Source organism: Actinophytocola sp. (genome assembly GCF_036002505.1).
Classification (GTDB): Bacteria; Actinomycetota; Actinomycetes; order Mycobacteriales; family Pseudonocardiaceae; genus DASYTH01.
Genome location: NZ_DASYTH010000096.1, coordinates 1 through 26,480, shown reverse-complemented (window position 1 = coordinate 26,480; position 26,480 = coordinate 1). Strand labels below are relative to the sequence as shown.

Genomic DNA, 26,480 nt, shown 5'->3' with positions numbered 1-26,480 from the left:
ACCCGATGGTTCGCTCGCAAGCTCGCTCACAGCTCCGCCTCCTCGAGCAGGGAACCGGCCATGATCATGTCGAGGACGCCGCCCTCGTCGAGGTCCGCGGCCGGGGCCTCGTGGATGATGCGGCCCTCCCGCATCACCAGCACCCGGTCGGCGAGGCCGAGCACCTCCGGCACCTCGCTGGAGACCAGCAGCACGCCGACACCGTCCGCGGCCAGGCCGCGGATGATCCGGTACAGCTCGGTCCGCGCGCCGACGTCGACGCCCCGGGTCGGCTCGTCGAGCAGCAGCAGGCTCGTCTGCTCGGCGAGCCACCGGCCGACGACGACCTTCTGCTGGTTGCCACCGGACAGCGTGCGCACCGGCCGGCGCACGTCCCGGGGCCGCAGGTCCAGCTCGTCGGCGATCCGGCGGGCCACCGCCTGCTCGCGCGCGGCGTTGGTGAACCCGCCCCGCGCGTAGCTCGGGAAGTTCGCCAGCGTGATGTTGCGGTAGATGGGCTCGCCGAGCAGCAGCGCCTGGGCCTTGCGCTCTTCGGGCACCATGCCGATCCCGGCCCGGACCGCCGCGGCCACGCTGCCCGGCCGCAGCTCCCGGCGGCGCGCCTCGACCGTCCCGGAGTCGGCCTGCCGGCCGCCGTAGATGGTCTCCAGCAGCTCGGAGCGGCCGGAGCCGACCAGCCCGGCGACGCCGACGATCTCTCCACTGTGGACGGTCAGGGACACGTCGGCGAACTCGCCGGCCCGGCTCAGCTCCGTGACCCGCAGCAGCTCCTCGCCGGGTGTCCGTTGTGGACGCTCGGGGAAGACGTACTCGATGGTGCGCCCGGTCATCAGGCTGACCAGCTCACGGGTCGGCGTGCTGCGCGCGGGCAGGTCGGTCGCGGTGGTCCGGCCGTCCTTGAGCACGGTCACCCGGTCGCCGATCTCGCGGATCTCCTCCAGCCGGTGGGAGATGTAGATGACCGCGATGCCCTGCGCGGTCAGCTCCCGGATGATCCGGAACAGGTTGCCCACCTCGTCGTGCGCCAGCACCGCGCTCGGCTCGTCCATGATGATCAGCCGCGCCTGCCGGGACAGTGCCCGGGCCATGCTCACGATCTGCTTGCCGGCACTGGGCAAGTGACGGACCTCGCGCCACGGCGGGATCTCGGCGTGCCCCAGCCCACCGAGGATCTCCTTGGTGCGCCGCGCCATCCGGCCGCGCGAGACGAACCCGGCGAGCCGCCGCGGCTCGTGCCCGAGGAACACGTTCTCGGCGACGCTGAGGTACTCGACCAGGTCCAGCTCCTGGTAGATCGTGGCGATGCCGGCCTTCATCGCCGCCTGCGGGGTGGCGAAGTCCGCCGGCTCGCCCAGCCACTCCACGCCGCCCGAGTCGGGCCGGTGCACGCCGGCCAGCACCTTGATCAGCGTGGACTTGCCGGCGCCGTTCTGCCCGAGCAGGCAGTGCACCTCCCCCGCGCGCACCTCCAGGGACACCCCGTCCAGCGCCCGCACGCCGGGAAAGGTCTTCACCACATCGGTGAGGCGAAGCACCGTGTCCCCGGTCATGTCGCCTGCTCGAAAGCCTGGTCGCTGGCGAGCACGGCGGCGCCGGTCACGCCCGCGCGCGGGCCCAGCTCGGACAGCACCACCGGCAGGTTCCCGGTGGCCAGCGGCAGCGAGCGGCGGTAGACCACGCTGCGGATCTCGGCCAGCAGAATGTGGCCCAGCTGCGCCAACCCGCCCCCGATCACGATCATCGACGGGTTGGCGAAGCTGACCAGGCCGGCCAGCACGCCACCGAGGCGGCGGCCGCCGTCGCGGATGAGCCGGATGCAGGTGACGTCGCCTTCGCCGGCACCCTCGGCGACGTCCGGGGCGGCAACCGAACCGGCCGCGGCGAACCGCTCGGCGAGCGCCGAGGAGGTGCCCGAGCGCGCGGCCGCCAGCGCCTCGCGACCCAGGGCGGCGCCGCTGAACAGCGCCTCCAGGCAGCCGACGTTGCCGCACGAGCACACCGGACCGTGCCCGTCGACCTGGATGTGCCCGATGTCGCCCGCGCAGCCCGCGGGTCCCCGGTAGACCTCGCCGGAAAGGTGGATGCCGCAACCGATCCCGGTGCCGATCTTGACGAACAGGAAGTCGTTGACGGCCTGCGCCACGCCGCCGTGCTTCTCGCCGACCGCCATGATGTTGACGTCGTTGTCCACCACGCACGGGCAGCCGTGCTCGCGGGTCAGGTACTCCCGCACCGGGAACCGGTCCCAGCCCGGCATGATCGGCGGCGAGACCGGGATGCCGTCCCGGAAGCTGACCGGGCCCGGCACCCCGATACCGATCCCGGTGAGCCGCTGGTACGCGCCGTCGATCCGCGCCTTCGCCAGGAGCTCGTCCACCCGGTTCATGATCACCTTCGGTCCGGACCGGATGTCCGCGGGCTCGGCATAGGCGACGACCGGTTCCAGCCGCCCGTTGGTGATCTCCACGTCGATCGACGTCGCACCGAGGTCCACGGCCGCGAACCGCAGGTCCGGGTTCAGCTCGACCAGCGTCGACCGGCGCCCGCCCCGCGACGCGGCCAGCCCCGCCTCGGCCACGTAACCGGCCGCGACCAACCGCTCCAGCTCCGCCAGCAGCCGCGGCCGCGGCACCGCCAGCGCGTCCGCGAGCTCCGCGCGGGACGTGGGCCCGAGATCACGCAAAAGCCGAAGCAGCCTCAGGTGCAGGGGTTCCCGCATGTCGGGCACCTCCTCGGCTCGCCGCTGTGCGTGCCCGACACGGTAGGAGACTTCTGGCAGCTTTGTCCAGAGCTTCAGAACGATCGAAGCGAACTTTTGACCAACTCAGCAAAAGCCGGGCGAGTGTCAGGTCGTGACGGCGACGGCGTGCGCCGCGAGCGTGGCCAGCGCGGTGGCCACCCGCTCGCGGACCTCCCGGTCGATGATCAGACCCCCGTCGATCATGTCCGAACGCACCGGAATGTGCGCGCAGGCGTCCTCCACGATGATCGCTCCGGTGTAATTGAGCACCTTGCGCAACGACGCATGGGCGTCAGCGGCCCGGGTCGACGACGAGGACACGTTGATCCACGCCGTCGGTTTCTCGATCTCCACCCCGCCCACGGTCCAGTCCAGCAGGTTCTTGAAGCTGCCCGGCAGGGCCCCGGCATACTCCGGCGTGCAGATCAGGATGGCCGCGGCTCCCGCGAGCCGTTCACGGAAATCGGCGACGGCCGCCGGCAACGGATCGCGATCAAGGTCCGGGTTGAAATGCGGCAGCGTGTCCATGCCCTCGTAGTAGTGCGCCGAAAACCCATCCGGAACCAGTGCCCGCGCCGTGCGCAGCAGCGCGGAGTTACTCGAAGCGGTGCGGAGGCTCCCGCACAACATCAGAATTTCCCGAGTAGCTTCCACCCGCACGACTCTAGACCCACGCAGCGGTAACGCTGAGCTTCGGAGGCGCGACTTTCCGTGCGAAAGAAGTTCGTCTGTGACTCTGTCCGTTGGGTGGTGGTGGTCGGTGGCTCATTTCGTGAGGCGTGCTGTTCGTGTGGCCGTCCTGGGGCTGCTGGCGGTGCTGGCCGCTGCCGGGCTGATGGTCGCGCCGGGGGCGACCGGAAACGCCCTGACCCGGCAACAGGACCCGCTGCCCGCACCCGTGCTGGCCAGTCCCGCCGACGGCACCCTGTTCACCGACCTGGCACCGGAGACAACCCTTACCTGGCAACCGGTTTACGGTGCCAAACGCTACGACGTCGAGGTGCAGTGCCTGTGCGCCGCGACGTGGGCCCCGTGGATGAGCGCATCGGTCAGGGCCACCAGTTGGACCTTCGCCTGGAACCGTGCGACCGATTTCAAGGAGCGACGCTGGCGGGTCACCGCGATCGCCCCCAACGGCACCCCGGGCATCACCAGCGTGTGGTGGGGATTCCGCTTCGAGCCAAGACCGTCCCCGGTATTGGTCAGCCCCGCTGACGGAACCGTCTTCAGCACGCTCCCACGCACCACGACGGTCACCTGGGAGCCGGTGGAATGGGCGGTTTCCCTCAGCATCGAAATCGACTGCTTCGGCTGCTCGACCCCCGGCCAGTGGACCGTCTGGCTATCGACCCTCCTGCCCTTTACCGCGACCAGCTACACCTTCGATTTCCCCGGACCATTCCTTGGCCGCTGGCGCATCAGCGGCAAACCCCCCGCACCCCCCGGCCCGCCCCCGAGCCCCTTCTGGCAATTCGAATACACCGTCTGATCCCTGGATAATCGCCGAGCACGGAGAGGCCCCGCGCCGGGGAGGCGCGGGGCCAGGAGGGGATCTCCACAGGCGCTGACCGGGGGTGTGTCAGCACCTCTATTGTGACCGGGCGAACAGCCCGGCGGCAGGGCCGAAAAGCCCTGTTGCTGGTCGTCATTCGGAGGACACCATCGACGGCCACGGCGGCGGCAGGGCCGGCCGACCTCACACCTGCGCCTGACCGACCAGGACCTGCGACTCTGACGAGGGAGGGCGCATGTCCGTGGAAGACGAGTTGTACGCGTTGTGGGCTCGGCCGCCGGACCTGACGGACGACCCCGCTTGGCGAACTCGCCCGGCGCTCGGTGCGGCGAATGCGTCTTTCCTCGCGCTGGGCGTGATGAAAGCGTCGTTCACCGCATTTCCGGGTCAGCGGTTGACCATCCAGCTGTGGCCCGAGAAGTCGTCGTCGTCCTCGTCGGGTCTCCGGGGCCGGGACGGCCGCCGCACGGCGGGCGGAGACGTCCGCTCGGGCGCGACCGGAACTGGCGGGGGTGTCACGACCGGCGGCGGGCGGTAGCCGGATTGCTCGGCGACGGCCGGGGGGTCGTCGTTGTCTCGGATTCCGAGCCCGAGCGTGGGATTTCGGTCGCGGTCGGTACTCGAGGTGGACCAGCCGCCCGCGGCTTGCCGCCGGCGTGCCCGCTCACCGAGGTCCCTGGCGGCCTGTTGTGCCGTCGCCGCGTGCTGGGTGAGGCTGGCCACGGAACTCGCCCGGATCTCCGCACCGTGGCGCTGACGGAGACCCCGGCGTTCCGCCATCTCCCTACGCACCCGCTCCATCCGGGAGATCGCCGCCGCGACGCCGCCCACCATGCCGCTCATGTCCGTCACCGGCTTCCACCGATCGCACCGCGAAACCGGGCCCCGGGAGGCTCGGGACGATCCTCGTCGAACAGATCACCCACGACCCGCCACTGACCCGCCGCGCGCTCCTGATCGCCCCCGCCCGGAGCCGCGCCCATGCCGCCCAGCATCGGCATGCCCCCGGCGCCGGTGGCGTGACCGGCGCCGTCGGAGGCCGACGCCAGGGCGGCCTCGCCGGAGCTCCCGCCGCCGGACGCCGGCGCGGCGGTGTACTCACCCTGGCCCGGCAACCCGAACGAACCGGCCTGGCCGCCGGCTCCGGCGCTGGCCGACGCCACGGTGGACGTCGGGTTGTCCGGGTCGGAGTAGTCCACGGTGTAGGTGGTCGCCTCGCCGGAGCCGCCGTCGACCGTCACCACGACCCGGTCCGGTAGGCCGGCCGGGCGCTCGGCGGTGATGGTCATCTCGCCGTCCTTGATCGTCGCCACCCCGTCCGGACCGGCCGGCGCCGACGCCGCGACGGTCGGCGGTGGCGGCAGGTCCGGCACCGGCCCGGCATCCGGTACCGGCCCGCCGTAACGCGGTGGCGGCAGGTCCGGCCCGATCGCCGACGGTGGCGGGTCCGGCACCGGACCGCCCACCGGCGGCGGTGGTATCTCCGGCAGCGGCGCCATTCCCGGCAGCGGTCCCGCCTCGGCCACCGGCCCGGGTGCCGGTGCCGGCAGCGGCATCCCCGGGTGGGCCTGCGCGGCGCCGGCGCCGGTCGCCTCGCCGAAGTCGATCTCGTACGTCTTCGGCTCCGCACCACCGTCGTCGATCGTGATGGTCACCCGTCCCTGGCCGTCCGGGCTGGAGACCGCGATCGTCCGGTCACCGTCCTCGATCGTGACGGTCTCCGGTTGGCCGGTGTCCGGCCGGGTCGGCTCCGGTGCGGGCGGATCGCCCGGTTCGGGCGACGCCGGTTCGAGGCCCGAAGGTCGGGTGCCGGCCGGATCGCCGGTGCCCGCCGGATCGCCGGTGCCGGACCCGAGGCCCGCCGGGTCACCCGTGCCGGATCCGGCGCCGGCCAGGCTGGGAATGGTCGACGGCGACGGGATGTCGACGGCCGGCGGCGGCTGGGCGGCGCCACCGCCACCCGAACCACCGCCGCCCAGCTCCGGTATCCCGCTGCCGGCCGCGCCCGCCGGCATACCGCTGCCAGCGCCGGCTCCCGCGGTGGTTCCGGCGCCCGGCCCGGTCACCTGCTGGGCGCTGGCGTCGGAGAACCCGTTGTCGTACTCGCCGAGCGCGTCGTTCAGTGCCTCGTAGGTGGTGTTGACCGCTTCGGCGGTGTCGGTGCAGACCCGGTCGAAGGTCTCGTAGATGCCGTCGTGCAGGTCCCGGTTGAAGCAATCCCGAATCCATTCGCCGGAGAACCTCGTCAGCTCCGGCAGGATCAGTTCCCAGAAGTCGCTGTTCATCCCGTTCTCGAGCTCGGAGCCGCCGCCGGTCTGCCGGTCTATCCACGACGCCACCGACTTGGCCTCCCCGTGGGAAACCTCCTCACCGCGCGCCAGCTTCACCATCCGCCTGGCGATGTAGGGCGGCGCGTCGCCCATCAGCGGGGTGTACAGCTCGACGACCTGCTCGGCCTTGCTCTTGCACGCCTCGAACACGTTCTCCACCGCGGCCTCGACCGCATCCGGACCGGTCGACAACGCCTCCAGCAGAGCCGACGTGTTCGGCGCGATCCGTTGGGAGTAGTGGTCGTACGAGGCGTTGGCCGCCGGCCCGGTCCAGAACTGGTACATCGAGTTCAACTGCTGCCCGACGGTCGTGTCCAGATCCGCGAGCGCGGTGTGCGCCTGCCGCATCCGGTCGGCGTCCTCGAGGAACTTCCGGAAGTTGATGCCCTTCTGCTCGTCGAACCGGGTCTGCACGTCGTCGAGGCTGATCCGCCCGTGATGCCCCAGCAGATTCTCCGGGACCTGGTCGTTGATCGGCAGCCAGGTCTCGAATACCCGCAGCGCGGGGCGGGCCAGCTCGAAGATCTCGTCCGAGGTCTCCACGCCCGGCCCGGTCGCCGCAGGGGGCCGCATGTCGCCCAGTTCGGACTGGCCGGCATCCAGGTCCTCCTGGACCTGCCGGGACCGGTATCCGCGCCGCTCCGACTCGTCCTGCGCCTGGCCGAAGACCTCGTCGAGCGAGCCCTGGTCGAAGTCCCCGCCCTCCATCGAGTACTCGTCGAGGTATTCGCGGACCTCCTCCGGGACGTGATCCCGCGCGAAGCCGAAGTTCTCCTTGATGTAGGAGCCGAGCAGGTGCTCCTTGGTGTCTCCGTCGACGTAGGGGTCGTCGAGCAGCTCCTGGACCTCGTCCCACGAGTGGCTCATAACCCGGCCCCCGACGCGTTGACGGTCCCGGCGGCGCTCTGATCGGTGCCGGCGTACGACTGGCCCGCGCCACCGATCTGCCCGGCGAAGCCGATCAGGTTGTCGCACATGGCCTGCGCGCCCGCGCCGAACCGCTCGACGGCCTCGGCGTAGGTGGCGAAGTGCTCGGTGTGCGCCGGGCCGAACTCGGCCTCGGAGAGCCGGGTCGGCTGCAGGTCGTCGGTGTCACCACGGGTGTCCTCCGCCGCGGTGGTGATCGCCCTCGCCGAGGAGGTCATCGAGTCGGTTGACGCGGTGTACCCCTCGGGCGGGGCCACAGAACCGTCCATGATTCACGTCCCGTGTCGGTCCGGTCGCTGACTGAGCTTGCCGGTACTACCCACCCGGACCGTGATCGGTGCCGTTGCGATTGCAACAAGATGGAAATCGCCTTGAGGATGCCCGAAAGGTGACAAGCTGTCCGGTACACACAATCAGCGAGGGTGCGCATGACCGCGACGCCGGACCGTGCGTTCGAGGCGTACTTTGCCGAACGTGTGGCCAGGCTGCGCCGGTCGGCGTACCTGCTCACCGGCAACTGGCACGACGCCGAGGACGTGGTCCAGACCGCGTTCGTGCGGCTGTACTCGGTGTGGCACCGGGTGCGGGAGGACACCGCGGACGCCTATGTCCGCAAGGTCCTTGCCAATGTGTACCTGTCCAGCCGGCGCGGCCAACCCGGGCGGGAGCGACCGGTGCCCGACGTGCCGGACGGTCCGGCCGCAGACCCGCTCCCCGACGTCCGGCTCGGCCTGCGGGAGGCGCTGGCGGCGCTGACCCCCAGCCAGCGAACGGTGGTCGTGCTGCGTTACTGGGAGGGCATGAGCGTGGCCGAGACGGCCACGGCGCTGGGGATCTCCGCGGGTACCGTGAAGAGCCAGACGCACCGGGCGGTGCTGGCCATGCGGCCGTATCTGATCGAGGAGGTGCACTGACCTGGCCGGTCACCTTCCCGAACTTCCTGATGATCTCGACACGGCGATGCGCGGGGCGCTGTCGACTTGCCTGCCGGACCCCGAACCGCCCATCGGGCTGGACCTCGAACACATCATGCGGCAGGGCCGGCGCCGGCAGCGGGTGCACCGAGCCATCCCCCTGGCCGCGGCGGCGGTCACCGTGCTCACCGTCGCCGTGCCGTGGAGCTTCGGCTCCACCGGCCCGGCGTCCGGCGGCACCCTTCCGGTGCTCGGCGGTTCGCCGTCCGCTAGCATCGCCATGACCTCGCCGGCCCCGCCGCTGGCCGCGGTGCCACCCAACCAGCAGACCGCGACCGTGCCACCGGCGCAGGACCCGCCGCCTGGTACGCCCGCGCCGTCCGGCACCCCGTCCACCGCCCAACCACCCCCCGCGCAGCCCGCCCACCGCGCGCCGGCCGGCCATGCGCAGGACAAGGACGGTGACGCGCTCGCCAAGACCATCGTCGACCGGCTGCCCGCCGGGCGCACCGCCGACTACTTCGGCACCCGCAGCGCCACCATGGTCGGCGCACGCTATGGCTGGGGCTTCCACATCCTGTGGCAGGACTCCGGGCGGTACGGCTACCTCATGTGGCTGCACCGCACCAAGGGCGCGTTCCCCGCGACGATCTACGGGCTGCCCGCCGAACCCTGCGCCGAGCTGGCGGACCGCCTGCCGAGCTACCACTGCGCGCCGGTGACGGTGTCAAACGGCACCGCCACCTCCTTCGACGTCGACACCGGCGACCACCGGATGCGCGGCATCGTCTGGGACCAGAAGGACAGTGCCGGCGGCGCGGACATGCGCGTCACCGTGGCCTTCACCCTGCCCGCTCCGGGAGCCTGGACCCCGTTCTCGATGCTGGACACCGCGCCCCGCCTCGACACCATCCCCATGTCCATTCAGGACATGGCGAAGCTCATGGGCATCAACTGATCAACTGCGTTCAGTTCAACGACCCTTGATCATGCGTTCGTGCATCTCGAGGGTCAGGGTGTGAATCGCCCGGGTCAGCTCGGTGTTGGTCTTGAGCTCCATCTCCTGCTCGACGAAGTCGTGATCGGCCTTGGCCTGCTGAAAAACCGCCGCCCGATTTTGCCCGATCATCACGAAGGTGGAAAGAAATATCGCCTCGAGCGACACGACAAGGGTCAGCTTGGGCCACGGGTCGGCCTCCAGAAACACCATCCACACGGCGAAGACAACCGCGTGGATGTAGACGAACGGCATGGAACCGGCAAACGCGGTAATCGCGTCCGCGACGCGAAGCTGAATATCGGCGGCCCGGGTCTCGCCATGCTCCACGACGACAGGATGATGCCGCACTTCCGAGTCAGAAGAGGTCATGTTTCGCATCCTGCCACTGCCGGTCACGGGCACAATCAGCTCCACCGGAGGGGCAAGGGAAGCAACGTGACGTTGCTTTCCCTCTAGGGCAAGCAACGTCACGTTGCTTCCCTGAGCTCCACAGTGGATGTGCACCGGTCGGCCGGACCTGGAGCTCAGGGCTGTTTGACCAGTACGGCTCGGGTGTAGAGCAGGTCGAAGCCCTGGCGCTGGGCGTTCTGTTGTGACGTGGACCCCGGTTGGGTGGTGATGACGGCGACGTCGCAGCCCGCGGCTTTGGCATCGGCGAGCCGGGCCGACAGCAGTGCGGACTGGACACCGCGGCGGCGGTGCGCGGGGAGGGTCGCCGCGCCGGCGAACTGTGCGATGCCCTCCGACACTCGCAGACCGGCCGCACCAGCCACGACGCCGTCGCGTAGTGCCACATAGCGCTGCACGCCGGCGGCCGCGAGCTGCCGGACGGCCCGCTGGTAGGACTCGCGCGGAAACTCCTCGTGCCAGGGCACCCCTTGGCTGTCGGGGTGGGCGACGCCATCGGCCAGGACATCGAGCCACCGTTCGAACTCCTCGCCGCCGCTGGACCGGACCAGGATCCCGGGTGGCGCAACCCGCTCGTGCGCACCGTCAAGCGCAAGACCGAGCACGTTCTCGAACGATTCCAGCCGATAGCCCCGCCCCGTAAGCAGGACACCGATCGCGGGGTCGCCAAGATGAGCCAGCTCGATCTGCGCAGCGGCGCCGCGGGCGGCGAACGCCTTCTCGACCTCATCCAGGTCGCCCGCGCTCGGTACGCCGTCGAAGCCGAGACCCGCCACCTTGTTGAACGGCGAGCCTTCCCCGGCGAAGCTGGCCACACCGCCGGCCAGGCAGCGCACGAAGCCCATGGCGTCCGCATCGCCGCGACGGGCGGCTTCAACGCATTCGGCCATCAGCCGCGCCTCGACCCGCTCGATTCGCTCAGCGAGCGCGGTGTCACAGAAGAGGGGCGTTCGACTGACGTTCACGGGCTTCCCTGCGCTCGCTTCGCTTCGAGGACGTACGGAAAATGGGCCGCATCCACCTTGCCGTGAACCGTCCGCGCCACGCGAGCGGCAACAGCTTACGTGACGCTTACCGCACCCGGGTCGACGCGCAATCCGGTGGCCGGCGGCGGCAAGCCTTTGCCAGGCTTCCCGGTCATGAGCGAGCGGTCGACCCCGAACCGCACGAACGTCGTGCCGAACACCGGCGACATCGGCGAGGTGCGTGTGGAGCCATACACCGGCGCGCGGGCGAGGTTGCGGCCGTTGTTCGAATTGGCCGAAGACTCACCGGCCCAGCTCGACACCTATCTGGCGTCCGGCCGGGTCCTGGTCGCGCGGCGCGGCTGCGAGGTGGTCGGTCATCTCCAGCTCATCGAGACCGATCGGCCAGACGAGGTCGAGCTCAAGAACATGGCGGTACGGGAAGATCGGCAGGGCCAGGGCATCGGTGCCCGCCTGGTGCGTGCCGCCGTCGAACTCCTCGCGGCCGAGGCGGCCTCGATGCTGGTGGTCGCCACGGCCACCGCCGACATCGGCAACCTCCGCTTCTACCAACGCCAGGGGTTCCGGATGCGCGCGATCGAGCGGGATGCCTTCACCCTGGCCACCGGCTACGACCCGGGAATCCGGATCAACGGCATCGCACTGCGCGACCGAGTCTGGCTGGACCACCAGCTCGCACCCGCCGCTCGCTGAGCCATCCCACTTCGTGTCGTCCGGCAGCTCGGACGCGGTGGCCGAGGCGACACCCACGGCGCCCAGCCACAGCAGCGGAACGGACCAGCGCCGCCGAAAGGCCAGACGGCCCAACCGGTAGAGAAACACAGCCACGGAGTCCTCTCCCTCGGGATCGGGTACTCCGTCAGGCCCGCACCCGCCTACCGCTCCGTCGTCATGCGTCCGCCGACATTTCTTCTACTGAAATCGCAGTACTCCCCCCGGCCAGGGGCTCGGGCAGGTCGAGGAGCATGTCGATGACCTCGCAGGATGAGCCGGTGGTGCGCCAGAGGACCTTGCGGGGGAAGAGAACATCCGGTTCGTCGCCGGGGATCCGGATGGCGTCGGCGTCGTGCTCGCCGTAGAGCTGGACGACGTCGATCACGCCGTGGCAGGCCCGGACGCCGATCAGCGCGACGATCGTGCCGGCGCCGTCATGGTTGGTCGCGAACCGGAACCCGGCCGCGTACAAGGCGTTGATGCGGTTGCTGATGGGTGTCCGCTGATCGATGGAACGCAGTCGCACGACGCCCCCGCCCGTGATCGCCGCTCGGGCGATGGCGGGGACCGGGCCCTCCCCCGAATGTCCGGACCAAGATACCTCGGGCGGGGGGATGGGTGAGAAAATTGATTTCGATTTGAGATTGACCGAACCGGTCTGCGCAACCATGGGTTTGGATCATCTCCGGGAGTACCATTCGGGCTCGAGTAGCGCCCCGGACCCCGGCCAACGCTCGCGGCGGCTGGAGGCATTGTGGCGGACGTCAACTTCCGAGGCGACCCGTTGGACCGGGCTGAACTGATCATCAATCGGCTCTTCGGGGCGGGACTCGACATCAACAGGGCGCTGTGCCGGGTCGACGGACCGGAGCGGGAGCGCCTGCTGCGCGCCGTCGAAGCGCTGGACGAGGCCATCCGTGAGGTGCGGGCGCTCGCGGTGAGCTGCCTGCCGGCTCCGGAGCCGCCTACTCCGTTGGCTCGCCAGCGAGTATGAGCCGGCCGTCGAGCACCGCGGAGGCGATGTCTCCGAGCTTGCGGCCGTGGCTGCGGGCGTGCTGGCGCATCAGCGCGAACGCGTCATCGAGCGGAATGCCCAGCCGCTCGGCGAGCAGGCCCTTCGCCTGCTCGATGAGCACCCGGCTGTGCAGCGCGGCCTGCAGCTGCGCGGCCAGGATCTCGTTCTGCCTGGCCCGGTAGCTCCCCACGCCGATCGCCGCCAGGTTCGCCAGCGTCTGCCCGGTCTCCAGGGCCTCGCCGGGAAGAGCGCCCGGGTCAGCCAGAAACACCGTCATCGCCCCGATGGTTCGTCCGGGCAACGCCATCGGGAACGCGTGCAAGGCGGCATTGCCATGCCGCTGGGCGACCGGAGCGAACCGGGGCCACCGGTCATCGGCCTCGGCCAGGTCCGGGCAGTCGATGCGCCGGCCGGCGTGGAAGCTGTCCCGGGCGGGTCCCTCGAAGTGCCGCTTCTCCAGCTCCTGCAGCTCCCGCGCCGGCCCGGAGGAGGCGGCGGCCACGTCGAGCGCGCCCTGCGCGTCGATGACCATGACTCCGGCGGCGGTGCCGCCGAGCAGCTCCGCACACTGATCCGCCAGCCAGGCGAGCGTGCACGCCAGGTCCGCCTCCGCCACGAACCTGGCGGCGAGGTCGGCCATCGCGTCCCAGCCCCGGCGATCGGTGTCGCCCATCGAGCCGCTCCTTCTATTGGTCGTCCAGCCGGAGCTGCTTCTCGACGATCTGCAGCGCGATCGTGCCCACCCGTTCGCCGCGTACGAACGCCCGGGCCTTGACCAGCGCGAGCGCGTCTTCGATGCTGCACCCGCACTGCGCGGCGACCATCCCCGCGGCCTGATGGATGACCGCATGGTGGTCGGCATTCGCGAGCAGCTGGCCGGCGGGGCCGGTGACCGCCACGCCCTCGTCGGTGAGCGCGGCGAGGCACTCCTCGGTGAGCAGCACGGTATGGGTCAACGCGTCGGCCAGTTCCTTGAGGGCCCCCGCCAGCCACCCGGCCAGCTTTGTCCGCGTCGGATCGAAAACGGTCAGGGCGCCCACCCAGGTCTCGGGCAGGCCCAGCGGCGCGACCGCAAGTGAACGCACGCCCAACCGGGACACCGCGGGCGAGTAGTGCTGCCAGCGATGCGGCAGCAGGTCCGCGGCCACGACGACCAGCTCGCCGGCGGTGGTGGCGTCGTGCACCGGCCCCTCGCCCAAGGTGAACTCGAGATCCTGGGCGGCCGCGGCCACGGTGTCCGACGAGATCACCGACATCTCGGTCTGCTCGGGACTGAGCAGCGTGATGCCGGCGCTGCGGGCGCCGAGCATCTCCGCGACGGCCGAGATGTACCGGGGCGGAACCTCGGCCTGCTGTTCCTTCGTGACGGCCCAGCGCAGCAGCCGGGACACATGGGTGTCGTGCATCTTCGCCGCGGTGAGGTGGCGCATTTCGAGCCTGCGGTGCAGATCCGCCATGCGTTGGTGGAATGGCCGGATCGACTCGGCAGCGGTGGCCATCAGCCGCTCGTGCCGGCGCGCGACCGTGGCGGCGCGAATGGCGCGCACGCGCTCCATGTCGGCCCACTTCCGAACGGGCTCGATCTCGGGAAACGGCCCGGTCACCGAGCCAGTCTAAGCCCTTGCTCAGTGCTGCGGGGCCTCTTCCATCAGCAGCACCACGCCCTCCCCCCGGGAGTCCAGCGGCGAGCAGAACACCGAGCAGGTGATCGTCCGGCCCTTGCGGTTCACCGCCACCAGCTCGACCGGCCCGGTTCGTGCCCCCGTTTCCAGGCACCGCTGCACGACGTCGACGAGCGAGTCGGTCGGCAGCCCGAAGTCGAGCTGGAAGAACGGCTGCCGCTGGGCCTCGTCGCTGCGCAACCCCCACAGCTCCTCCGCGCCCCGGTTCCAGCTGCGTACCCGCCGTTCTCCGTCGATCACCACCACCCCCGCGGCGATGCTGGCCAGCACGCCCTCCAGGAAGGTCCGGGCCTCGTCGAGCTCGGTGCTCCGAATGCGGATCTCCTCGTTCATCGTCTCGAGCTCCTCGTTGCCCGACTGGAGCTCCTCGTTGGTGGTCTCGAGCTCCTCGTTCGTGGACTGCAGCTCCTCGTTGGTCGTCTCCAACTCCTCGATGCTGGACTGCAGTTCCTCGTTGGTGGTCTCGAGCTCCTCGTTGGTGGACTGCAGCTCCTCGTAGGCGGTGTCCAGATCCTCCCGGTTGCGTTTCACCTCGAGCTGCAGCCGGGTGAGCGCGGTGGTGTCGACGAACACCACCGACGAACCGACCACGAGGCCCTCGGACGAGGTGAGCGGCTGGACGATGATGTCGAGGTACTGGACGTCATCGGCGGACAACCGGCGTTCCACGCCGTTGACCCGGACCGCCCGGCTCTCCGCGTGGGCCTGCTCGATGAGCGACCGGAGCTCGGTCGGCCGGTAGGAGACCTCGAGGTCCCGGAACGGCCGGCCGATGTCGTGCGAGGCGAGCCCGAACTGCGCCCGGGCCTGGCTGTTGACCTGGGCGACCAGCCCGTCCAGGTCGATGGCGATCATGGCGTTCGGCGCCGCCTCGAGGACCAGGTCGCGCAGTTGCCGCTTGCGGGCGGCGTCGCGCAGCCCGAACCCGGCGGTCGGGATCAGCTTGATCGGGGCGGGCTGGTGCGGCGGGCCCGCGTCACCCGGCCGGCGCCGGAAGATCCGCTGGCGCATGCTGACGATGTCGAACCGCTCGCCGTCGGAGAGCAGCATCTCCGCCTTTCCGAGGAACAGGTGGCCACCCCCGCCCAGGGCGAAGTGGAACCGGTCGACGATCTGCGACTGCGCCTCGACATTGAAGTACATCAACGTGTTCCGGCACACCAGCAGGTGCAGCCGGGAGATCGGGGCGTCCCTGGTGATGTCGTGCCGGCCGAAGATCACCCGCCGGCGCAGGTCGGACCGGAATGCGAACCGGGTGCCGCACGGCTCGAAGTACAGGTGCCGGAAGTCCTCGGGCAGCGGCTCGAGCGACTTCGCCGTGTACACCCCGGTGCGGGCCTCGCGCAGCGCCTCCTCGTCGACGTCGGTGCCGTAGATCTTGACCCGTTTGGCGCACTCCTCGACCCCGAGTGCGTGGGCGAAGATCATGGCAAGCGAGTACGCCTCCTCACCACTCGAGCAGCCGGCGCTCCAGACCCGGATGTCCTCGCCGGAGTCGACGCTGTTCAGCAGTTCGGGGACGACCTCCTGCTGGAGGTAGGACCAGCTCTCGGTGTCCCGGAAGAATCCGGTCACATTGATCAGGATGGTGTTGAACAGGAATCCGAACTCGTCCGAGCTGGTCTCCAGCAGGTCCCGGTAGTCGACGTAGTCCGCGACTCCCGCGTCGCTCATCCGCTTGCGCACCCGCCGGGCGAGCGACGTCCGCTTGTAGCCGGTGAAGTCGAAACCCCGTGAGTCACGGATGAAGGCGAGCAGCACCTCCAGGTCGGGATCCGGGCCGTCGTCGGGTTGCTGCGACATCACGATCTCCTCGCTTCGACCAGACCCCGGATGACCGCCGCGATCTCGACGAGCGGCAGCACGAAGTCGACCGAGCCGGTGCCGACGGCCGCCACCGGCATGCCGTTGAACTCGGCCGACTCCGGATCCTCCGCGATGACCGTGCCACCGCGCGACTTGACCGCGCTCACCCCCATCGCTCCGTCGCTGCCCGTCCCGGTCAGCACGCAGGCGATCGCCCGCGACCCGTACGCCCCGGCCGCGGACTCGAAGAGCAGATCGGCCGACGGGCGGACGAAGTGCACCAGCTCGGTGCTCGTCAGAGTCAGCTCACCGCCGGCGCCGACCAGCAGGTGCCGGTTGGGCGGGGCCACATAGACAGTGCCCGGCGTGGCCCGCTCGTTCGCCTCGGCGAGCTTGACCTTCAGCACCGACCGGCGCCCGAGCACCTGGGCGATCACGGTCTCGTGCCGGCGATCCAGATGCTGGACCACCAGTACCGGAACCGGGAAATCGGCCGGAAGCCCACCGAGCACCTGCGTGAGCGCCCGGATACCACCGGCCGACGAGGCGATCGTCACGATGTCATACCGCTCGCCCGGCTCGCCTCGTCGGAGGCCGGACTCAGGCTGGTTCATGACGGCGCGCCATAGCCGCAAACACCGGTTGAGCCTAGCGGTGGCGGCGCCGGATGGTCAGCCGAGCCGGAAGGTGGCGCGTACCCGATCTGTGCGGGTCGAGCCCAGCAGCGTGGCGACGAGCCGGCCGTTGCCGTCGTGGGCGAGGTAGGTGCGCGGTGCGGTGGGGACGCGGAGGGACACCGCGGTGCGGTCGGCGAGGCCGGGTTCGCGCCGGAAGCTGGTGGCGCGGCCGTAGGCGTCGGTGTCCTCGAAGGGGTCGATGCGCGGCACCGCGTCCTCGATGACCCGGAGGTAGCGGTCGGGGAAGTTGACCGACTGCAGGGACACCGTGCCGGGGCCGAGGTGGCCGGGGACGAAGCGGAACTGGGAGTCGGCCAGCTCGCGCACGTTGCCTTCGAAGCGGAGGCGGAACTCGAAGTGGCGCAGGACGAGTTGCGGTGTGTCCATTGGGGACAGCCGGGAGATGGGGCCGCCGCGGCCGACCGGGATGCCGAAGCTGGGGGTGCCGTCCTCGTTCCAGTACAGGCGTTGGACGCGGGTGTGGCGGTTGGGGTCGAACAGCGGGTCGCCGGTGATGTCGCGGTAGTCGCGGGCGTGGTAGACGAGGACGTCCGTGCCGTCCTCGGCGACGGTGAAGCAGTTGTGGCCGGGGCCGAACTGGCTGGTGGCTGCGTTGGTGGTGAAGATCGGGTTCGGGGACTTGGTCCAGGAGCGGGCATCCAGGAGATCGGCGTTCTCGTCGGCGGTGAGCAGGCCCATGGCGTAGCGGGCGTCGGTGGCGCTGGCGGAGAACGTCACGAAGACGCGGCCGTTGCGGATGAGGACCGCCGGGCCTTCGTTGACCCGGAAGCCCTGCGTCTCCCAGGCGGCGGTGGGCACGGAGAGGCGGACCGGCGCGGTGGCCAGCTCCAGCGGGGACGCCATCGCGGCCAGGTAGAGGTTGCTGTTGGTGGCGATGCCCGGTTCGTTCTGCGCCCACAGCAGGTAACGGGTGCCGCGGTGCTCGAACGTGGTGGCGTCCAAGGTGAAGGTGTCCCAGGCGGTGACGATCCGTTTCGGCGGGAGCCAGCCCTCGGCGCGCGGGTCCTCGTTGGCGGACTCGAGGACGTAGGTGCGGATGCGGAACGGGTCGTCGGAGTCGCCTGCGGCGAAGTAGACGAACCAGCGGTCGCCGATGCGGTGCAGCTCGGGCGCCCAGATGAAACCGGCCATCGGGCCGCTGGCCGGGCGCCGCCAGACGGTCCGCTCCCGGGCCGCGGCCAGACCGTCCACAGTAGACGATCCGCGCACCACCACCCGGTCGTACTCGGGGACCGAGCCGGTCAGGTAGTACATGCCGGCGACCCGGGTGATGAACGGGTCGGCTCGCTGCTCCACCAACGGGTTCCGGGTGGTGAGCGCCGGGGCGCCGGCCTGGTCGACCTCGTCGGCCGCGGCGGTGACCGCGGCGATCTTGGCGGGCCCGATGCTCGCCGCGGCGGCGACCACTCCCCCGGCGCGGAACAGGGATCTGCGGTCGATTCCGGTCATGGTCAGCTCCTCGGCTTGATCCGGATGAAGGTCACCGAGTTCGGCGGGAACGTGTAGGTGAACGTGCCGGCAACGTCCACTCGGGACTCGACCGGGGCGATCGGCGCGGTGAACTGGGTGTTCACGTCGTCCGGGTCGCCGCGCAGGGTGGTCACCCGGGCGGTGCGCTCGACCGGGGCGCCGCGCAGGTCGACGGCGGTGCGGGCGGCGTCGGGCTGGTCGTTGACCACCTTGAGGGTGACCTCGCCGGTGGTGCGGTCGCGGGTGACGACCTGGCGGAACGGCTCGACCACCTTGTCGTCGGTGAACTCGCCCCACTTCTGCCCGTCCAGGAACAGCTGGACGTTGCGGCCGCGGACCTGGATCCGGACGTCGTAGGCCCGGCCGGTGTCCACCCGGGTGCTGTCGGCGACCATGATCTCCTTGCCGCCGCCCGTCGCCTTCTCCACCGCGGTCTGGGTGTTGCCCCAGCCGCCGATGTTCCACCAGTAGTAGTTGTTGCTGTCCTTGACGCCGAAGCCGACCAGGAACCCCTCGCGGCCGGAAAGCTTGGTGGCCTTGACGTTCAGGTCGTAGTCGCGCCACCCCGCGTCGCCGGCGCGCACCATGGTGTTCTCCGCGGCCGTGTCGGACTGCACGTAGGCGCCGTTGCTGACCGCCCAGGAGCCGCGGCCGGCGATGTTGGTCCACTGGGCGTCGGTGCCGGAGAAGTCGTCGGCGAACAGCTCCGCGCCGCCGGCCGAGGTGACCCGCACGTCGTCATAGGACGCGGCGGTGCCCCACGTGGACAGTCCGACCGCGCCGGTGATCGGTTCCATTGTGGACGGTGAGCCGGTGGCGGTGCTGGGCACGACCTGGTTGCCCTTGCTGGTCATGAACAGCTTCTGCACCTCGTAGCTGGCCGAGCCCCAGACCGCGCGGTTGTTGAACCAGATCATGTCCGGCCGCCACTGCACGTAGTCCTCGTTGGCCAGCAGCGGCGCGTAGGAGACCAGCTTGACCACGTCGGCGTTGCGCTCGACGCCGGTCAGGTACGACGCCTCGGCCAGCGCGTTGCGGAACCGGTTGTCCAGCGAGGCGTACTCACCGAGGAACACCTTGGGGCCGTTGCGGTCGTAGCTGTCGTAGCGCCGGTTGTTCGAGAGGAACCAGGTGGGACTGTTGTAGTAGTGCTCGTCCACCATGGACACACCGGCGTCCCGGTTGAGCCGCCACAACCGGTCGAACGTGGCGCCGATGTCGTCCTGACCGGAGTTGCTGATCACCGTGACGTCCGGGTACCGGGCCGCGATCGACGCGCGGAACTGGCTGAACCGGGCGAAGAACTCGTCGGGCAGGACCTCCTCGTTGCCGACCTCCAGATGGGTCAGGCCGAACGGCCGCGGGTGCCCCATCTCGGCCCGCTTGCGCCCCCAGGTGGAGTCCACCGGGCCGTTGGCGAACTCGATCAGGTCGAGGGTGTCCTGGATGTGCCGCTGCAGCAGCGCCGGGTCGTCGGTGGCCCGGTTCTGGCCGCAGCCGGTGACCAGCGCCGGCACCACCGGCAGCAGCATCGCGCCGATGTCCTCGGCGAACTGGAACATCTCGTAGTAGCCGAGCCCGTAGGACTGGTTGTAGCCCCAGAAGTTGGCGTTGGTGGCGCGCTGCTCGACCGGCCCGACCGTGTCCTTCCACTGGTATGAGCGCCGTCGTTCGAAGTTCGGCGCCTCGTAGCCGGCGTGGCTGCCGGTGTTCACCAGGCACCCGCCGGGGAAGCGGATGAAGCCGGGATGCAGCGCGGCGACCTTCTCGGCGAGGTCCCGGCGCATCCCGTTGGGCCGGTTCTTGTAGGTGTCCCGCGGGAACAGCGACACCACGTCCAGCCGCAGCGTGCCCGCTCCCCCGCCGCTGACCAGCAGGCGCCCGGTGATGCTCGCGGTGCGCGCGGAAAGCGTTCCGGTGTAACGGGTCCAGGTGTCGCCACGCACGGTCAGCCGCAGCGGCGGGGCGAGGTTCTGCCCGGCCGGGTCGGTGAGCGCGACGGTCAGCGGCGTGCCGGCCGGCGCGTCGGTGCGCGCCCAGACCGAAAAGTCGTACGTCTTGCTCTGCTCCACCCGGATCCCCGAGTTGTAGCCGGCATTGATCACCCCGGCGGGCAGGCCGAGGCGCAGGTAGCGCCGGTTGCGTTCGTTCAGCCGCGCGGCGTCGTCGAGCACCTCGACCGTGCCCGAGCCGGCCACCGGCGCCCAGCTGGTCAGCGGGGTGAACGCGGCGTTGTCCACCCGGTCGTACTCGAACGACCGGTTCTGCACCAGCTCGGCGTAGAGACCACCGTCCGCCGCACGGTTGATGTCCTCGAAGAAGATCCCGTACATGGTGTCGGAGATCGCCGGCCCGGTGCCGGCGAGGTCGACACTCACCGAGTAGTCGAGCTCGGCGGCGGCCGGCACCGCGGAAACCGAACCGACCACAGTGGACAGTGCTAAGGCGGCGACCAGAAGACGCGCGGCCATAACGTACTCCCAGGATGTTCGATATTTCGAACTAAGTTCGGGAATCGGCAACGCACCCGACGCTAGGACTGTCGAACGTTTTCGTCAACGGTGGACGACTTGCACCCACTGCAAGTCGGCCGGCGGGCTGCTTCGTTGGAGTGGTCTTCCGTGTCGCTCGTCGTGGTTCGCACGCCGTGCGGTCTAGCTTGCCCTCATGGGTGAACGGATCGGTGCGGCGCGGGCCCGCGAGCTGGGCGACGAGCTGCGGCAGTACCGCGAGACGCTCGGCATCTCCAGCGAGACGCTGGCCAAGCGGCTGGGCTGGTCGACGAGCAAGGTGTCCCGGATCGAGCACGGCATCACGGGAATGAACGAGATCGACGTGGTGCGCTACGCCGCGCACTGCGGCCTGGCGCACGACCACATCGACGCGCTCCTCGAGATGTGCCGCGAACCCGGCCCGCTGGGCTACTGGCTGTCCAGGCGGCTGAGCTCGCTGATCTTCTACGAGACCACCGCGTCCTCGTCAGTCGACTACGGCCCGATGGGGGTGCCTGGTCTGCTGCAGACCGAGGAGTACGCCACCGAGGTCATCGGTGCGGCAGGGCTGGAGCCCCTGTTCGTCAGGTATTGGGTGGGTATGCGGATGGAGCGCCAGCTCGCCCTGCACAGTCGCGAGTTCGCGTTCTACATCCACGAGTACGCGCTGCGCCTGCCGGTCGGCGGCAACCGGCTGATGAACGAGCAGTTGCTCAAGCTGGTGCTGCTGGGCGAGCAGCCGCAGCTCACCATCCGGGTGGTGCCGGCCGCGCTGGGCGCGCGCTCCTACTTCGGCGCGGAGTTCGTGCTGTTCCGCTACGCCAGGCACCGGCCGCTGGTCTACGTGGATTCGGTCGGCCTCTTCCTGGAGGACCCGGACGAGGTCACCCAGTATCAGGAGAAGCTGGCCAGTCTCTCCGAAGTCGCTCTGAGTTAGGGAAGAATCGCGGGAGTGGCTCGCCGCGCTGGCGAGCGAGTTCGACCGACCGGAGGACTCCCCCGATGCCCCCGACAGCCTGGCGGAAGAGCAGCTTCAGCATGGAACCTGACGGCAACTGCGTCGAGGTGGCCCTCGCCCCGTTCGCCGTGGCCGTGCGCGACTCCAAGAACACGACCGGCCCCACCCTCACCTTCGCCCCTCAGGCTTGGCGCTCCCTCACCGCACCGGTTGGCCGCTCCCTGAGCGCGTAACACAACTACGCGGAGGCGGAACATGGCTACGCGAGAGCGGGACATGGCTACGTGAAGACGGGACACGCGCGTGCGATGGCCGTGGCTCGGGCGTGTCCCGCGTTCCGGTAGGCATGTCCCGCCTCGGCGTAGTCATGTCACGCCTTCCGGGAGCTCAGCCGCCGGTTGACTCGCGGGTCACGAGTTCGGGGCGGAACATGATCTGCTGGTGGGCGTGGGTGATGGGGTTGTCGCACTCCTCGATGAGCAGTTGCGCCGCGGCCCGGCCGATCTGCCGGCGGGGTTGGCGGACGGAGGAGAGCGGGACGGCGGCGTCGGCGGCGAAGTCGATGTCGTCGTAGCCGAGGAGCGCGATGTCGTCGGGGACCTGGCGGCCGGTGCTGACCGCGGCCCGGAGGACGCCGAGGGCGAGCAGGTCGTTGGCGCAGAAGGCGGCCGTGATGTCGGTGCCGTCGCGGAAGAGACGGCTCGCGGCTTCGTAGCCGGTGCGGGCGTTGAGGGCCGGCATCTCGACGACGGTGATCGCTTCGTCCGGGTCGAGGCCGGCCTCCTTGGCCGCGAGGCGGAGGCCGTTCAGCCGGTCGGCGCACTGGCGGATCTTGAGTGGGCCGGTGACATAGGCGATGCGGCGGTGCTCGTTGCGGTCCAGCAGGCAGGCGCCGGCGAGCTGACCGCCGGCCACGTCGTCGACGGCGACCGAGCAGCAGTTGACGTTCGGGTCGTGCCGGTCCACCAGCACGGTCGGGGTGCCGCGGCGGCGCAGGGCGTCCAAGCGCTCCGAGCCGACCTCGACCGGGGTGATCAGCACGCCGCGCACCCGCTGCTCCTCGAGCACCTGCAGGTAGCGGTTCTCCCGGTGGGCCTGCTCGTCGGAGTTGCACAGCACCACGGCGTATCCGGCGTCCTCGGCCACGTCCTCGACGCCGCGGGCCACGTCGTGGAAGAAGGGGTTGGCGAGGTCCAGCACGATCAGGCCGAGGGAGCGGCTGGTGCCGGCGCGGAGCTGCGCGGCCGAGGAGTTGCGGACGAAACCGAGCTCGGAGATCGCGGCGAGCACCTGCGCCTTCGTCGCCTCGGCGACCCGGTCCGGCCGGTTGAGCACATTGGACACCGTGCCCACCGACACGCCGGCGCGCTCGGCGACGTCCTTCATGCTCGGCGCCATCTCCCGCCCCTCGGTTCCCGATCACTGAAACGTGCCAGCCCAGTTTGGGCACGCTGAGGGCTATTCACAACGCCGGCCGCGACGGCGGGCCGCCGGGTGGTGTTCGCCACCGGCCGCGACGGCAGGCCGGAGGTCTGCCCGAGCGGCTGGCCCTACCCACCAGCCCACCCAGCCATGCACCTGCCACGCCGCCGATCTCGTTGTGAATGTTCCTCGTTGGAATAGGCACTGTATCCATCCGCGACGCCGATCGCGACGAGCGTGGGAAAGCGCTTGCCTCACGGGTCACCTCGGGCTAGCGTGAATCCTGGACCTGTTTGAACGTTTCATCGGTCAGGAGGTCACATCGATGTGGCGCCGGTGGGGCTCGCTCGTGGTGTCCGTGCTCCTGGCCATGATCACGCCGGGACTCACCCCCGCCGAGGCCGGACCGGCGAACCACCCGCCCGACCCGCCGGCCCGGCTGACCGTGGACGACCGGACCGACCCGCTGGCCATCGACGGCGTCCCCCACTTCGGCTGGCTCCCCCGGGACCGTGACGGCAACGAGGCGCAGACCGCCTACCAGCTCGTGGTCACCCGCGGCGCGGCCCGGATCTGGGACAGCGGAAAGGTTCCCTCCGCGCAGCAGTCCTGGGCGCCGTACATCGGCCCGGCGCTCAACCCCGGTACCGGCTACCGCTGGACGGTGCGCACCTGGGACCGGCACGGCGCGGTCTCCCGGTACGCCGACCCGGCCACGTTCGGCACCGGGCTGGGCGACGGCGACTGGTCCGGCGCGGCCTGGATCCGCCGCCCGGCAACCGGAAACGACGCCGCCAACGAGTTCACCCTGGCCCGGACCGTGATCGGGGTCGGCGCCAGCCCGGTGGTCCGGGCGCGCGCCTACCTCTCCGCGACCGGCGATTGGGAGCTCCGGCTCAACGGAGCCATGATCAGCCGCGGCTCCTCCTACGGCTATCCGGGCGAGGGCTACTACGACGTCGCCGCGCTGACCGGCGTGCGGGCCGGCACGCCGCTGGCCGTCGGGATGCGCTACCACTACTGGACCTGCCGCTGCCAGGGCCGCGCCAACGGCCCGCAGCCACCGGAGGGACCGTCCGGGCTGCTGGTCAAGATCGTCATCGAGCACGCCGACGGCACGGCCGAGGTGGCCGTCTCGGACGGAACCTGGCGCCTGGCCAAGGACACCGCGCAGGACGTCACGACGCTCACCTACCGCAACTCCGACGCCGGCGACCGGGTGGAACGCTACGACGCCGCCCAGGAGATCACCGGCTGGGACACCGCGGCCTACGACGACAGCGCCTGGACCGCCGCAACGGTCATCGGTCCGCACCCGAGGCCGAATCCGCCGAGCTGCACGGGTTACGGCTCCGCGCCGTGCGCCATCACCCGGCTCGTCGCGCAGCAGGCCCACCTGAGCCGGTCGGTGATCCACCCGGTCTCGGTGCGCCGGCTTCCCGACGGGACCGTGTTCGCCGACTTCGGCCGGGTGGTCGCCGCGGTCCCCAGCGTCACGTTCCGGACCGGCACCGCCGGCCGGCAGATCACCATGACCACCAGCTACCGGCGCGCCAACACCACGCTCGCCGCGCCGGCCGAACCGGGCGCCCGCACCGTCACGCTCACCGCACCGTCCACAGTGCACACCGGCGACCAGGTCACGATCGACGCCCCGGCCAACGGGTACGGTCCGGGCTCACCGGAGACCCGCGTGGTCACCGCCGTCGACCCGGTGCAGCTCGACGCACCGCTCGACCGGGCGCACGCCGCCGGCGCCTGGGTGGAGACCTCCCGCGCCGGAACGTCCACACTGGACACTCAGGGCAGCGACCTGCGGTTCCACCACACGCAGAAGTCCGGCCCTCAGGTGGCCCAGCCGTTCACCTACTGGGGCTGGCGCTACCTGGAGATCAGCGACCCCGGCGAAACCCTGACCACCGAGCAGATCGCGGCCGTCACGCAGGCGACCGACGTGCGGCCGGCCGAGGCGGCCACGTTCAGCAGCAGCGACCCGGCGCTGGACGCGGTGTTCGAGCTGATGCGCCACTCGGCCCGGTACTCCGCGCAGAACGTCTTCCTGGACACGCCGACCCGGGAGAAGGGGCAGTTCCTCGGCGACACCATCGACCAGTCGTTCGCCACCATGGAGGCGCTCGGCGAGCGCAGCCTCACCCGGCAGGCGATCCTCGAGTTCGCGCACTCGCAGGCGCGCTACTGGCCGAGCGGAGCGCTCAACGCCGTCTACCCCAACGGTGACGGGAAGCGCGACATCCCGGACTACACCGAGATGTTCCCCGAGTGGGTCATGCGCTACCACCAGCTCACCGGCGACACCGCACTGGTCGCCCAGGTGCTCCCGGCGATGAAGGGCGTCGCCGACTACCTCTCCGCCGCCGTCGACGGCACCGGGCTGGTGCACGAGCTGCCCGGCGGCAGCGGACCGTACGAGCACGGCATCATCGACTGGCCGCCGGCGATGCGTTACGACACCACGGTCACCGACAACGGCAGCCGGACGGTGGTCAACGCGCTCGCGGTCGGCGCCCTGCGCGCGGTGGCCGACGCCGCCGCCCTCACCGGCGACCCGACCGCGGCCGAGTACCGGCAGCGCGCCGATTCCGTTGCCGCGGCGATGAACGAGCGGCTGCGGGACCCGGCCACCGGCCGTTACGCCGACGGGTTGGCGCTGTCCACCGGGCAGCCGATCCCGAACTTCTCCCAGCACGCGCAGAGCTTCCCGGTGACCTACGGCGTCGCGCCGGCCTCGGCCTATCCCGCGCTCGGCGCCTACCTCGGCGGGCTGGGCATGCGGCAGGGCCCGATGACGCTGCGCCAGCTGCTGGAGGCGTTGCGGCGCACCGGTCACCCGGAGACCATCCTGCGGCTGCTCACCGATCCGACCCGGGACGGCCCCGCGCAGGTCCTCGCCGAGGGCGGCACGTTCCTGTGGGAGCAGTGGACTCCCGGCTGCACGGTCGCCGAATGCGCTGGCGCACAAGTGAACCAGTCGAGCAGCGAGAGCTTCTCGCACGGTTGGGGCTCGGCCGGGATCAGCGGGATCCTGCAGGGCCTGCTCGGCCTCGAGGTGACCGGAGCCGGGGCGACCACGGTCCGGATCACCCCGCCGGCAAGCGGATTGCGCCACGCCCGCGGTACCGAGTGGACGGAGCGCGGCCCGGTCACCGTCTCCTGGACCCGCACCGGCCGGGGCCTCGAACTGGAGGTGTCCGTGCCGGTCAACGTCACCGCGACCGTGGTGCTGCCCGCCGCGGCCCGGGCCTGGGGCGACGGCGAGCCCCGGCTGGTCGAATCCGGCCCGGACCGCACCGTGTTCACCACCGGCTCCGGCCGCACCCATTTCCGGGTGGGAGTGCGATGAAGGGGGCCTTTCTCACGCCCAGCGCGAGGAAGGCCCCCTTCATC

24 protein-coding genes are annotated in these 26,480 nt (G+C 70.5%); 8 read left to right on the top strand and 16 right to left on the bottom strand.

The features are described 5' to 3' along the window. Positions 1–26: 26 nt before the first annotated feature. The 3 genes from VGR06_RS07660 to VGR06_RS07650 all read right to left on the bottom strand — a co-directional run bounded on the left by VGR06_RS07660 (position 27) and on the right by VGR06_RS07650 (position 3,394). Complete coding sequence (locus VGR06_RS07660; protein ID WP_327558266.1) at positions 27–1,550, bottom strand: sugar ABC transporter ATP-binding protein; 1,524 nt, start codon at positions 1,548–1,550, stop codon at positions 27–29. Then, on the bottom strand, positions 1,547–2,719 hold the full coding sequence (locus VGR06_RS07655) for an ROK family transcriptional regulator (RefSeq protein WP_327558265.1): 1,173 nt from the start codon (positions 2,717–2,719) through the stop codon (positions 1,547–1,549). The genes VGR06_RS07660 and VGR06_RS07655 overlap by 4 nt, the downstream gene beginning before the upstream one ends. A 126-nt stretch (positions 2,720–2,845) precedes the next feature. Continuing rightward, on the bottom strand, positions 2,846–3,394 hold the full coding sequence (locus VGR06_RS07650; protein WP_327558264.1) for an NADPH-dependent FMN reductase: 549 nt from the start codon (positions 3,392–3,394) through the stop codon (positions 2,846–2,848). Positions 3,395–3,500: 106 nt separating this feature from the next. Between VGR06_RS07650 and VGR06_RS07645 the strand changes: the two genes are divergently transcribed. Then, positions 3,501–4,229, top strand: a complete 729-nt coding sequence (locus VGR06_RS07645; protein ID WP_327558263.1) for a hypothetical protein — start codon at positions 3,501–3,503, stop codon at positions 4,227–4,229. 411 nt (positions 4,230–4,640) lie between these two features. Here the strand turns inward: VGR06_RS07645 and VGR06_RS07640 are convergent, their stop codons facing one another. The 3 genes from VGR06_RS07640 to VGR06_RS07630 are packed head-to-tail and all read right to left on the bottom strand — an operon-like array spanning position 4,641 to position 7,779. Beyond that, complete coding sequence (locus VGR06_RS07640; protein ID WP_327558262.1) at positions 4,641–5,096, bottom strand: hypothetical protein; 456 nt, start codon at positions 5,094–5,096, stop codon at positions 4,641–4,643. A 5-nt stretch (positions 5,097–5,101) separates the two neighbouring features. Next, entirely contained in the window at positions 5,102–7,450 is a 2,349-nt protein-coding gene (locus tag VGR06_RS07635) for a hypothetical protein (protein WP_327558261.1), read from the bottom strand. Continuing rightward, a complete protein-coding gene (locus tag VGR06_RS07630) occupies positions 7,447–7,779 on the bottom strand; it encodes a hypothetical protein (protein WP_327558260.1) in 333 nt (110 codons plus the stop codon). Before VGR06_RS07630 ends, VGR06_RS07635 begins: the two co-directional genes overlap by 4 nt. Before the next feature lie 159 nt (positions 7,780–7,938). Between VGR06_RS07630 and VGR06_RS07625 the strand changes: the two genes are divergently transcribed. After that, complete coding sequence (locus tag VGR06_RS07625) at positions 7,939–8,424, top strand: SigE family RNA polymerase sigma factor (RefSeq protein ID WP_327558259.1); 486 nt, start codon at positions 7,939–7,941, stop codon at positions 8,422–8,424. 46 nt (positions 8,425–8,470) lie between these two features. Next, complete coding sequence (locus VGR06_RS07620) at positions 8,471–9,382, top strand: hypothetical protein (protein ID WP_327558258.1); 912 nt, start codon at positions 8,471–8,473, stop codon at positions 9,380–9,382. Positions 9,383–9,397: 15 nt separating this feature from the next. On the opposite strand, the gene VGR06_RS07615 is transcribed toward VGR06_RS07620, so the two are convergent. Both VGR06_RS07615 and VGR06_RS07610 read right to left on the bottom strand, forming a co-directional pair. Then, on the bottom strand, positions 9,398–9,895 hold the full coding sequence (locus VGR06_RS07615) for a DUF1003 domain-containing protein (protein ID WP_327558257.1): 498 nt from the start codon (positions 9,893–9,895) through the stop codon (positions 9,398–9,400). A 53-nt stretch (positions 9,896–9,948) separates the two neighbouring features. Continuing rightward, on the bottom strand, positions 9,949–10,722 hold the full coding sequence (locus tag VGR06_RS07610; RefSeq protein ID WP_327558256.1) for a GNAT family N-acetyltransferase: 774 nt from the start codon (positions 10,720–10,722) through the stop codon (positions 9,949–9,951). Between the two features lie 249 nt (positions 10,723–10,971). On the opposite strand from VGR06_RS07610, the gene VGR06_RS07605 reads away from it, so the two are divergent. Then, positions 10,972–11,511: a GNAT family N-acetyltransferase gene (locus VGR06_RS07605; protein WP_327558255.1), complete on the top strand. Its 540-nt coding sequence runs from the start codon at positions 10,972–10,974 to the stop codon at positions 11,509–11,511. 196 nt (positions 11,512–11,707) lie between these two features. Here VGR06_RS07605 and VGR06_RS07600 read toward each other — a convergent pair whose 3' ends face one another. Beyond that, positions 11,708–12,202, bottom strand: a complete 495-nt coding sequence (locus VGR06_RS07600) for a hypothetical protein (RefSeq protein ID WP_327558254.1) — start codon at positions 12,200–12,202, stop codon at positions 11,708–11,710. A gap of 84 nt (positions 12,203–12,286) precedes the next feature. On the opposite strand from VGR06_RS07600, the gene VGR06_RS07595 reads away from it, so the two are divergent. After that, on the top strand, positions 12,287–12,526 hold the full coding sequence (locus tag VGR06_RS07595) for a hypothetical protein (RefSeq protein WP_327558253.1): 240 nt from the start codon (positions 12,287–12,289) through the stop codon (positions 12,524–12,526). On the opposite strand, the gene VGR06_RS07590 is transcribed toward VGR06_RS07595, so the two are convergent. From VGR06_RS07590 to VGR06_RS07565, 6 genes are read right to left on the bottom strand one after another with little or no spacing between them, the layout of a single operon-like run. Then, complete coding sequence (locus VGR06_RS07590) at positions 12,498–13,220, bottom strand: GAF and ANTAR domain-containing protein (RefSeq protein WP_327558252.1); 723 nt, start codon at positions 13,218–13,220, stop codon at positions 12,498–12,500. The genes VGR06_RS07595 and VGR06_RS07590 overlap by 29 nt on opposite strands. Positions 13,221–13,233: 13 nt before the next feature. Then, a complete protein-coding gene (locus tag VGR06_RS07585; RefSeq protein ID WP_327558251.1) occupies positions 13,234–14,151 on the bottom strand; it encodes an ANTAR domain-containing protein in 918 nt (305 codons plus the stop codon). A 21-nt stretch (positions 14,152–14,172) separates the two neighbouring features. Next, positions 14,173–16,032 carry a CheR family methyltransferase gene (locus tag VGR06_RS07580; RefSeq protein WP_327558250.1) on the bottom strand — a complete coding sequence of 620 codons (1,860 nt, stop codon included), beginning with the start codon at positions 16,030–16,032 and terminating at the stop codon, positions 14,173–14,175. Then, positions 16,032–16,649 (bottom strand): chemotaxis protein CheB, encoded by a 618-nt coding sequence (locus VGR06_RS07575; RefSeq protein ID WP_327558249.1) that lies wholly within the window; start codon positions 16,647–16,649, stop codon positions 16,032–16,034. Before VGR06_RS07575 ends, VGR06_RS07580 begins: the two co-directional genes overlap by 1 nt. Before the next feature lie 57 nt (positions 16,650–16,706). Beyond that, positions 16,707–18,182, bottom strand: coding sequence for a family 43 glycosylhydrolase (locus tag VGR06_RS07570; RefSeq protein WP_327558248.1), 1,476 nt, complete (start codon positions 18,180–18,182; stop codon positions 16,707–16,709). A 2-nt stretch (positions 18,183–18,184) separates the two neighbouring features. Then, a complete protein-coding gene (locus VGR06_RS07565) occupies positions 18,185–20,674 on the bottom strand; it encodes an alpha-L-arabinofuranosidase C-terminal domain-containing protein (RefSeq protein WP_327558247.1) in 2,490 nt (829 codons plus the stop codon). 196 nt (positions 20,675–20,870) lie between these two features. On the opposite strand from VGR06_RS07565, the gene VGR06_RS07560 reads away from it, so the two are divergent. Both VGR06_RS07560 and VGR06_RS07555 read left to right on the top strand, forming a co-directional pair. Further along, positions 20,871–21,632 (top strand): helix-turn-helix transcriptional regulator, encoded by a 762-nt coding sequence (locus tag VGR06_RS07560; protein ID WP_327558246.1) that lies wholly within the window; start codon positions 20,871–20,873, stop codon positions 21,630–21,632. Positions 21,633–21,697: 65 nt separating this feature from the next. Then, the gene (locus VGR06_RS07555) at positions 21,698–21,886 is read left to right on the top strand and encodes a DUF397 domain-containing protein (protein WP_327558245.1); all 189 of its coding nucleotides are present in this window, start codon (positions 21,698–21,700) and stop codon (positions 21,884–21,886) included. Positions 21,887–22,040: 154 nt separating this feature from the next. On the opposite strand, the gene VGR06_RS07550 is transcribed toward VGR06_RS07555, so the two are convergent. Further along, positions 22,041–23,051 carry a LacI family DNA-binding transcriptional regulator gene (locus VGR06_RS07550; protein ID WP_327558244.1) on the bottom strand — a complete coding sequence of 337 codons (1,011 nt, stop codon included), beginning with the start codon at positions 23,049–23,051 and terminating at the stop codon, positions 22,041–22,043. 349 nt (positions 23,052–23,400) lie between these two features. On the opposite strand from VGR06_RS07550, the gene VGR06_RS07545 reads away from it, so the two are divergent. After that, on the top strand, positions 23,401–26,436 hold the full coding sequence (locus VGR06_RS07545) for an alpha-L-rhamnosidase C-terminal domain-containing protein (RefSeq protein ID WP_327558243.1): 3,036 nt from the start codon (positions 23,401–23,403) through the stop codon (positions 26,434–26,436). The last annotated feature ends 44 nt before the right edge of the window (positions 26,437–26,480 follow it).

Coding starts and splice junctions, on each gene's coding strand:
- VGR06_RS07610 (WP_327558256.1), bottom strand. CDS start 10,722: ATGGCCGAATGCGTTGAAGCCGCCCGTCGCGGCGATGCGGACGCCATG.
- VGR06_RS07620 (WP_327558258.1), top strand. CDS start 8,471: ATGCGCGGGGCGCTGTCGACTTGCCTGCCGGACCCCGAACCGCCCATC.
- VGR06_RS07545 (WP_327558243.1), top strand. CDS start 23,401: ATGTGGCGCCGGTGGGGCTCGCTCGTGGTGTCCGTGCTCCTGGCCATG.
- VGR06_RS07560 (WP_327558246.1), top strand. CDS start 20,871: ATGGGTGAACGGATCGGTGCGGCGCGGGCCCGCGAGCTGGGCGACGAG.
- VGR06_RS07565 (WP_327558247.1), bottom strand. CDS start 20,674: ATGGCCGCGCGTCTTCTGGTCGCCGCCTTAGCACTGTCCACTGTGGTC.
- VGR06_RS07660 (WP_327558266.1), bottom strand. CDS start 1,550: ATGACCGGGGACACGGTGCTTCGCCTCACCGATGTGGTGAAGACCTTT.
- VGR06_RS07550 (WP_327558244.1), bottom strand. CDS start 23,051: ATGGCGCCGAGCATGAAGGACGTCGCCGAGCGCGCCGGCGTGTCGGTG.
- VGR06_RS07605 (WP_327558255.1), top strand. CDS start 10,972: ATGAGCGAGCGGTCGACCCCGAACCGCACGAACGTCGTGCCGAACACC.
- VGR06_RS07655 (WP_327558265.1), bottom strand. CDS start 2,719: ATGCGGGAACCCCTGCACCTGAGGCTGCTTCGGCTTTTGCGTGATCTC.
- VGR06_RS07570 (WP_327558248.1), bottom strand. CDS start 18,182: ATGACCGGAATCGACCGCAGATCCCTGTTCCGCGCCGGGGGAGTGGTC.
- VGR06_RS07580 (WP_327558250.1), bottom strand. CDS start 16,032: ATGTCGCAGCAACCCGACGACGGCCCGGATCCCGACCTGGAGGTGCTG.
- VGR06_RS07590 (WP_327558252.1), bottom strand. CDS start 13,220: ATGGGCGACACCGATCGCCGGGGCTGGGACGCGATGGCCGACCTCGCC.
- VGR06_RS07555 (WP_327558245.1), top strand. CDS start 21,698: ATGCCCCCGACAGCCTGGCGGAAGAGCAGCTTCAGCATGGAACCTGAC.
- VGR06_RS07630 (WP_327558260.1), bottom strand. CDS start 7,779: ATGGACGGTTCTGTGGCCCCGCCCGAGGGGTACACCGCGTCAACCGAC.
- VGR06_RS07625 (WP_327558259.1), top strand. CDS start 7,939: ATGACCGCGACGCCGGACCGTGCGTTCGAGGCGTACTTTGCCGAACGT.
- VGR06_RS07600 (WP_327558254.1), bottom strand. CDS start 12,202: ATGGTTGCGCAGACCGGTTCGGTCAATCTCAAATCGAAATCAATTTTC.
- VGR06_RS07635 (WP_327558261.1), bottom strand. CDS start 7,450: ATGAGCCACTCGTGGGACGAGGTCCAGGAGCTGCTCGACGACCCCTAC.
- VGR06_RS07640 (WP_327558262.1), bottom strand. CDS start 5,096: ATGAGCGGCATGGTGGGCGGCGTCGCGGCGGCGATCTCCCGGATGGAG.
- VGR06_RS07575 (WP_327558249.1), bottom strand. CDS start 16,649: ATGAACCAGCCTGAGTCCGGCCTCCGACGAGGCGAGCCGGGCGAGCGG.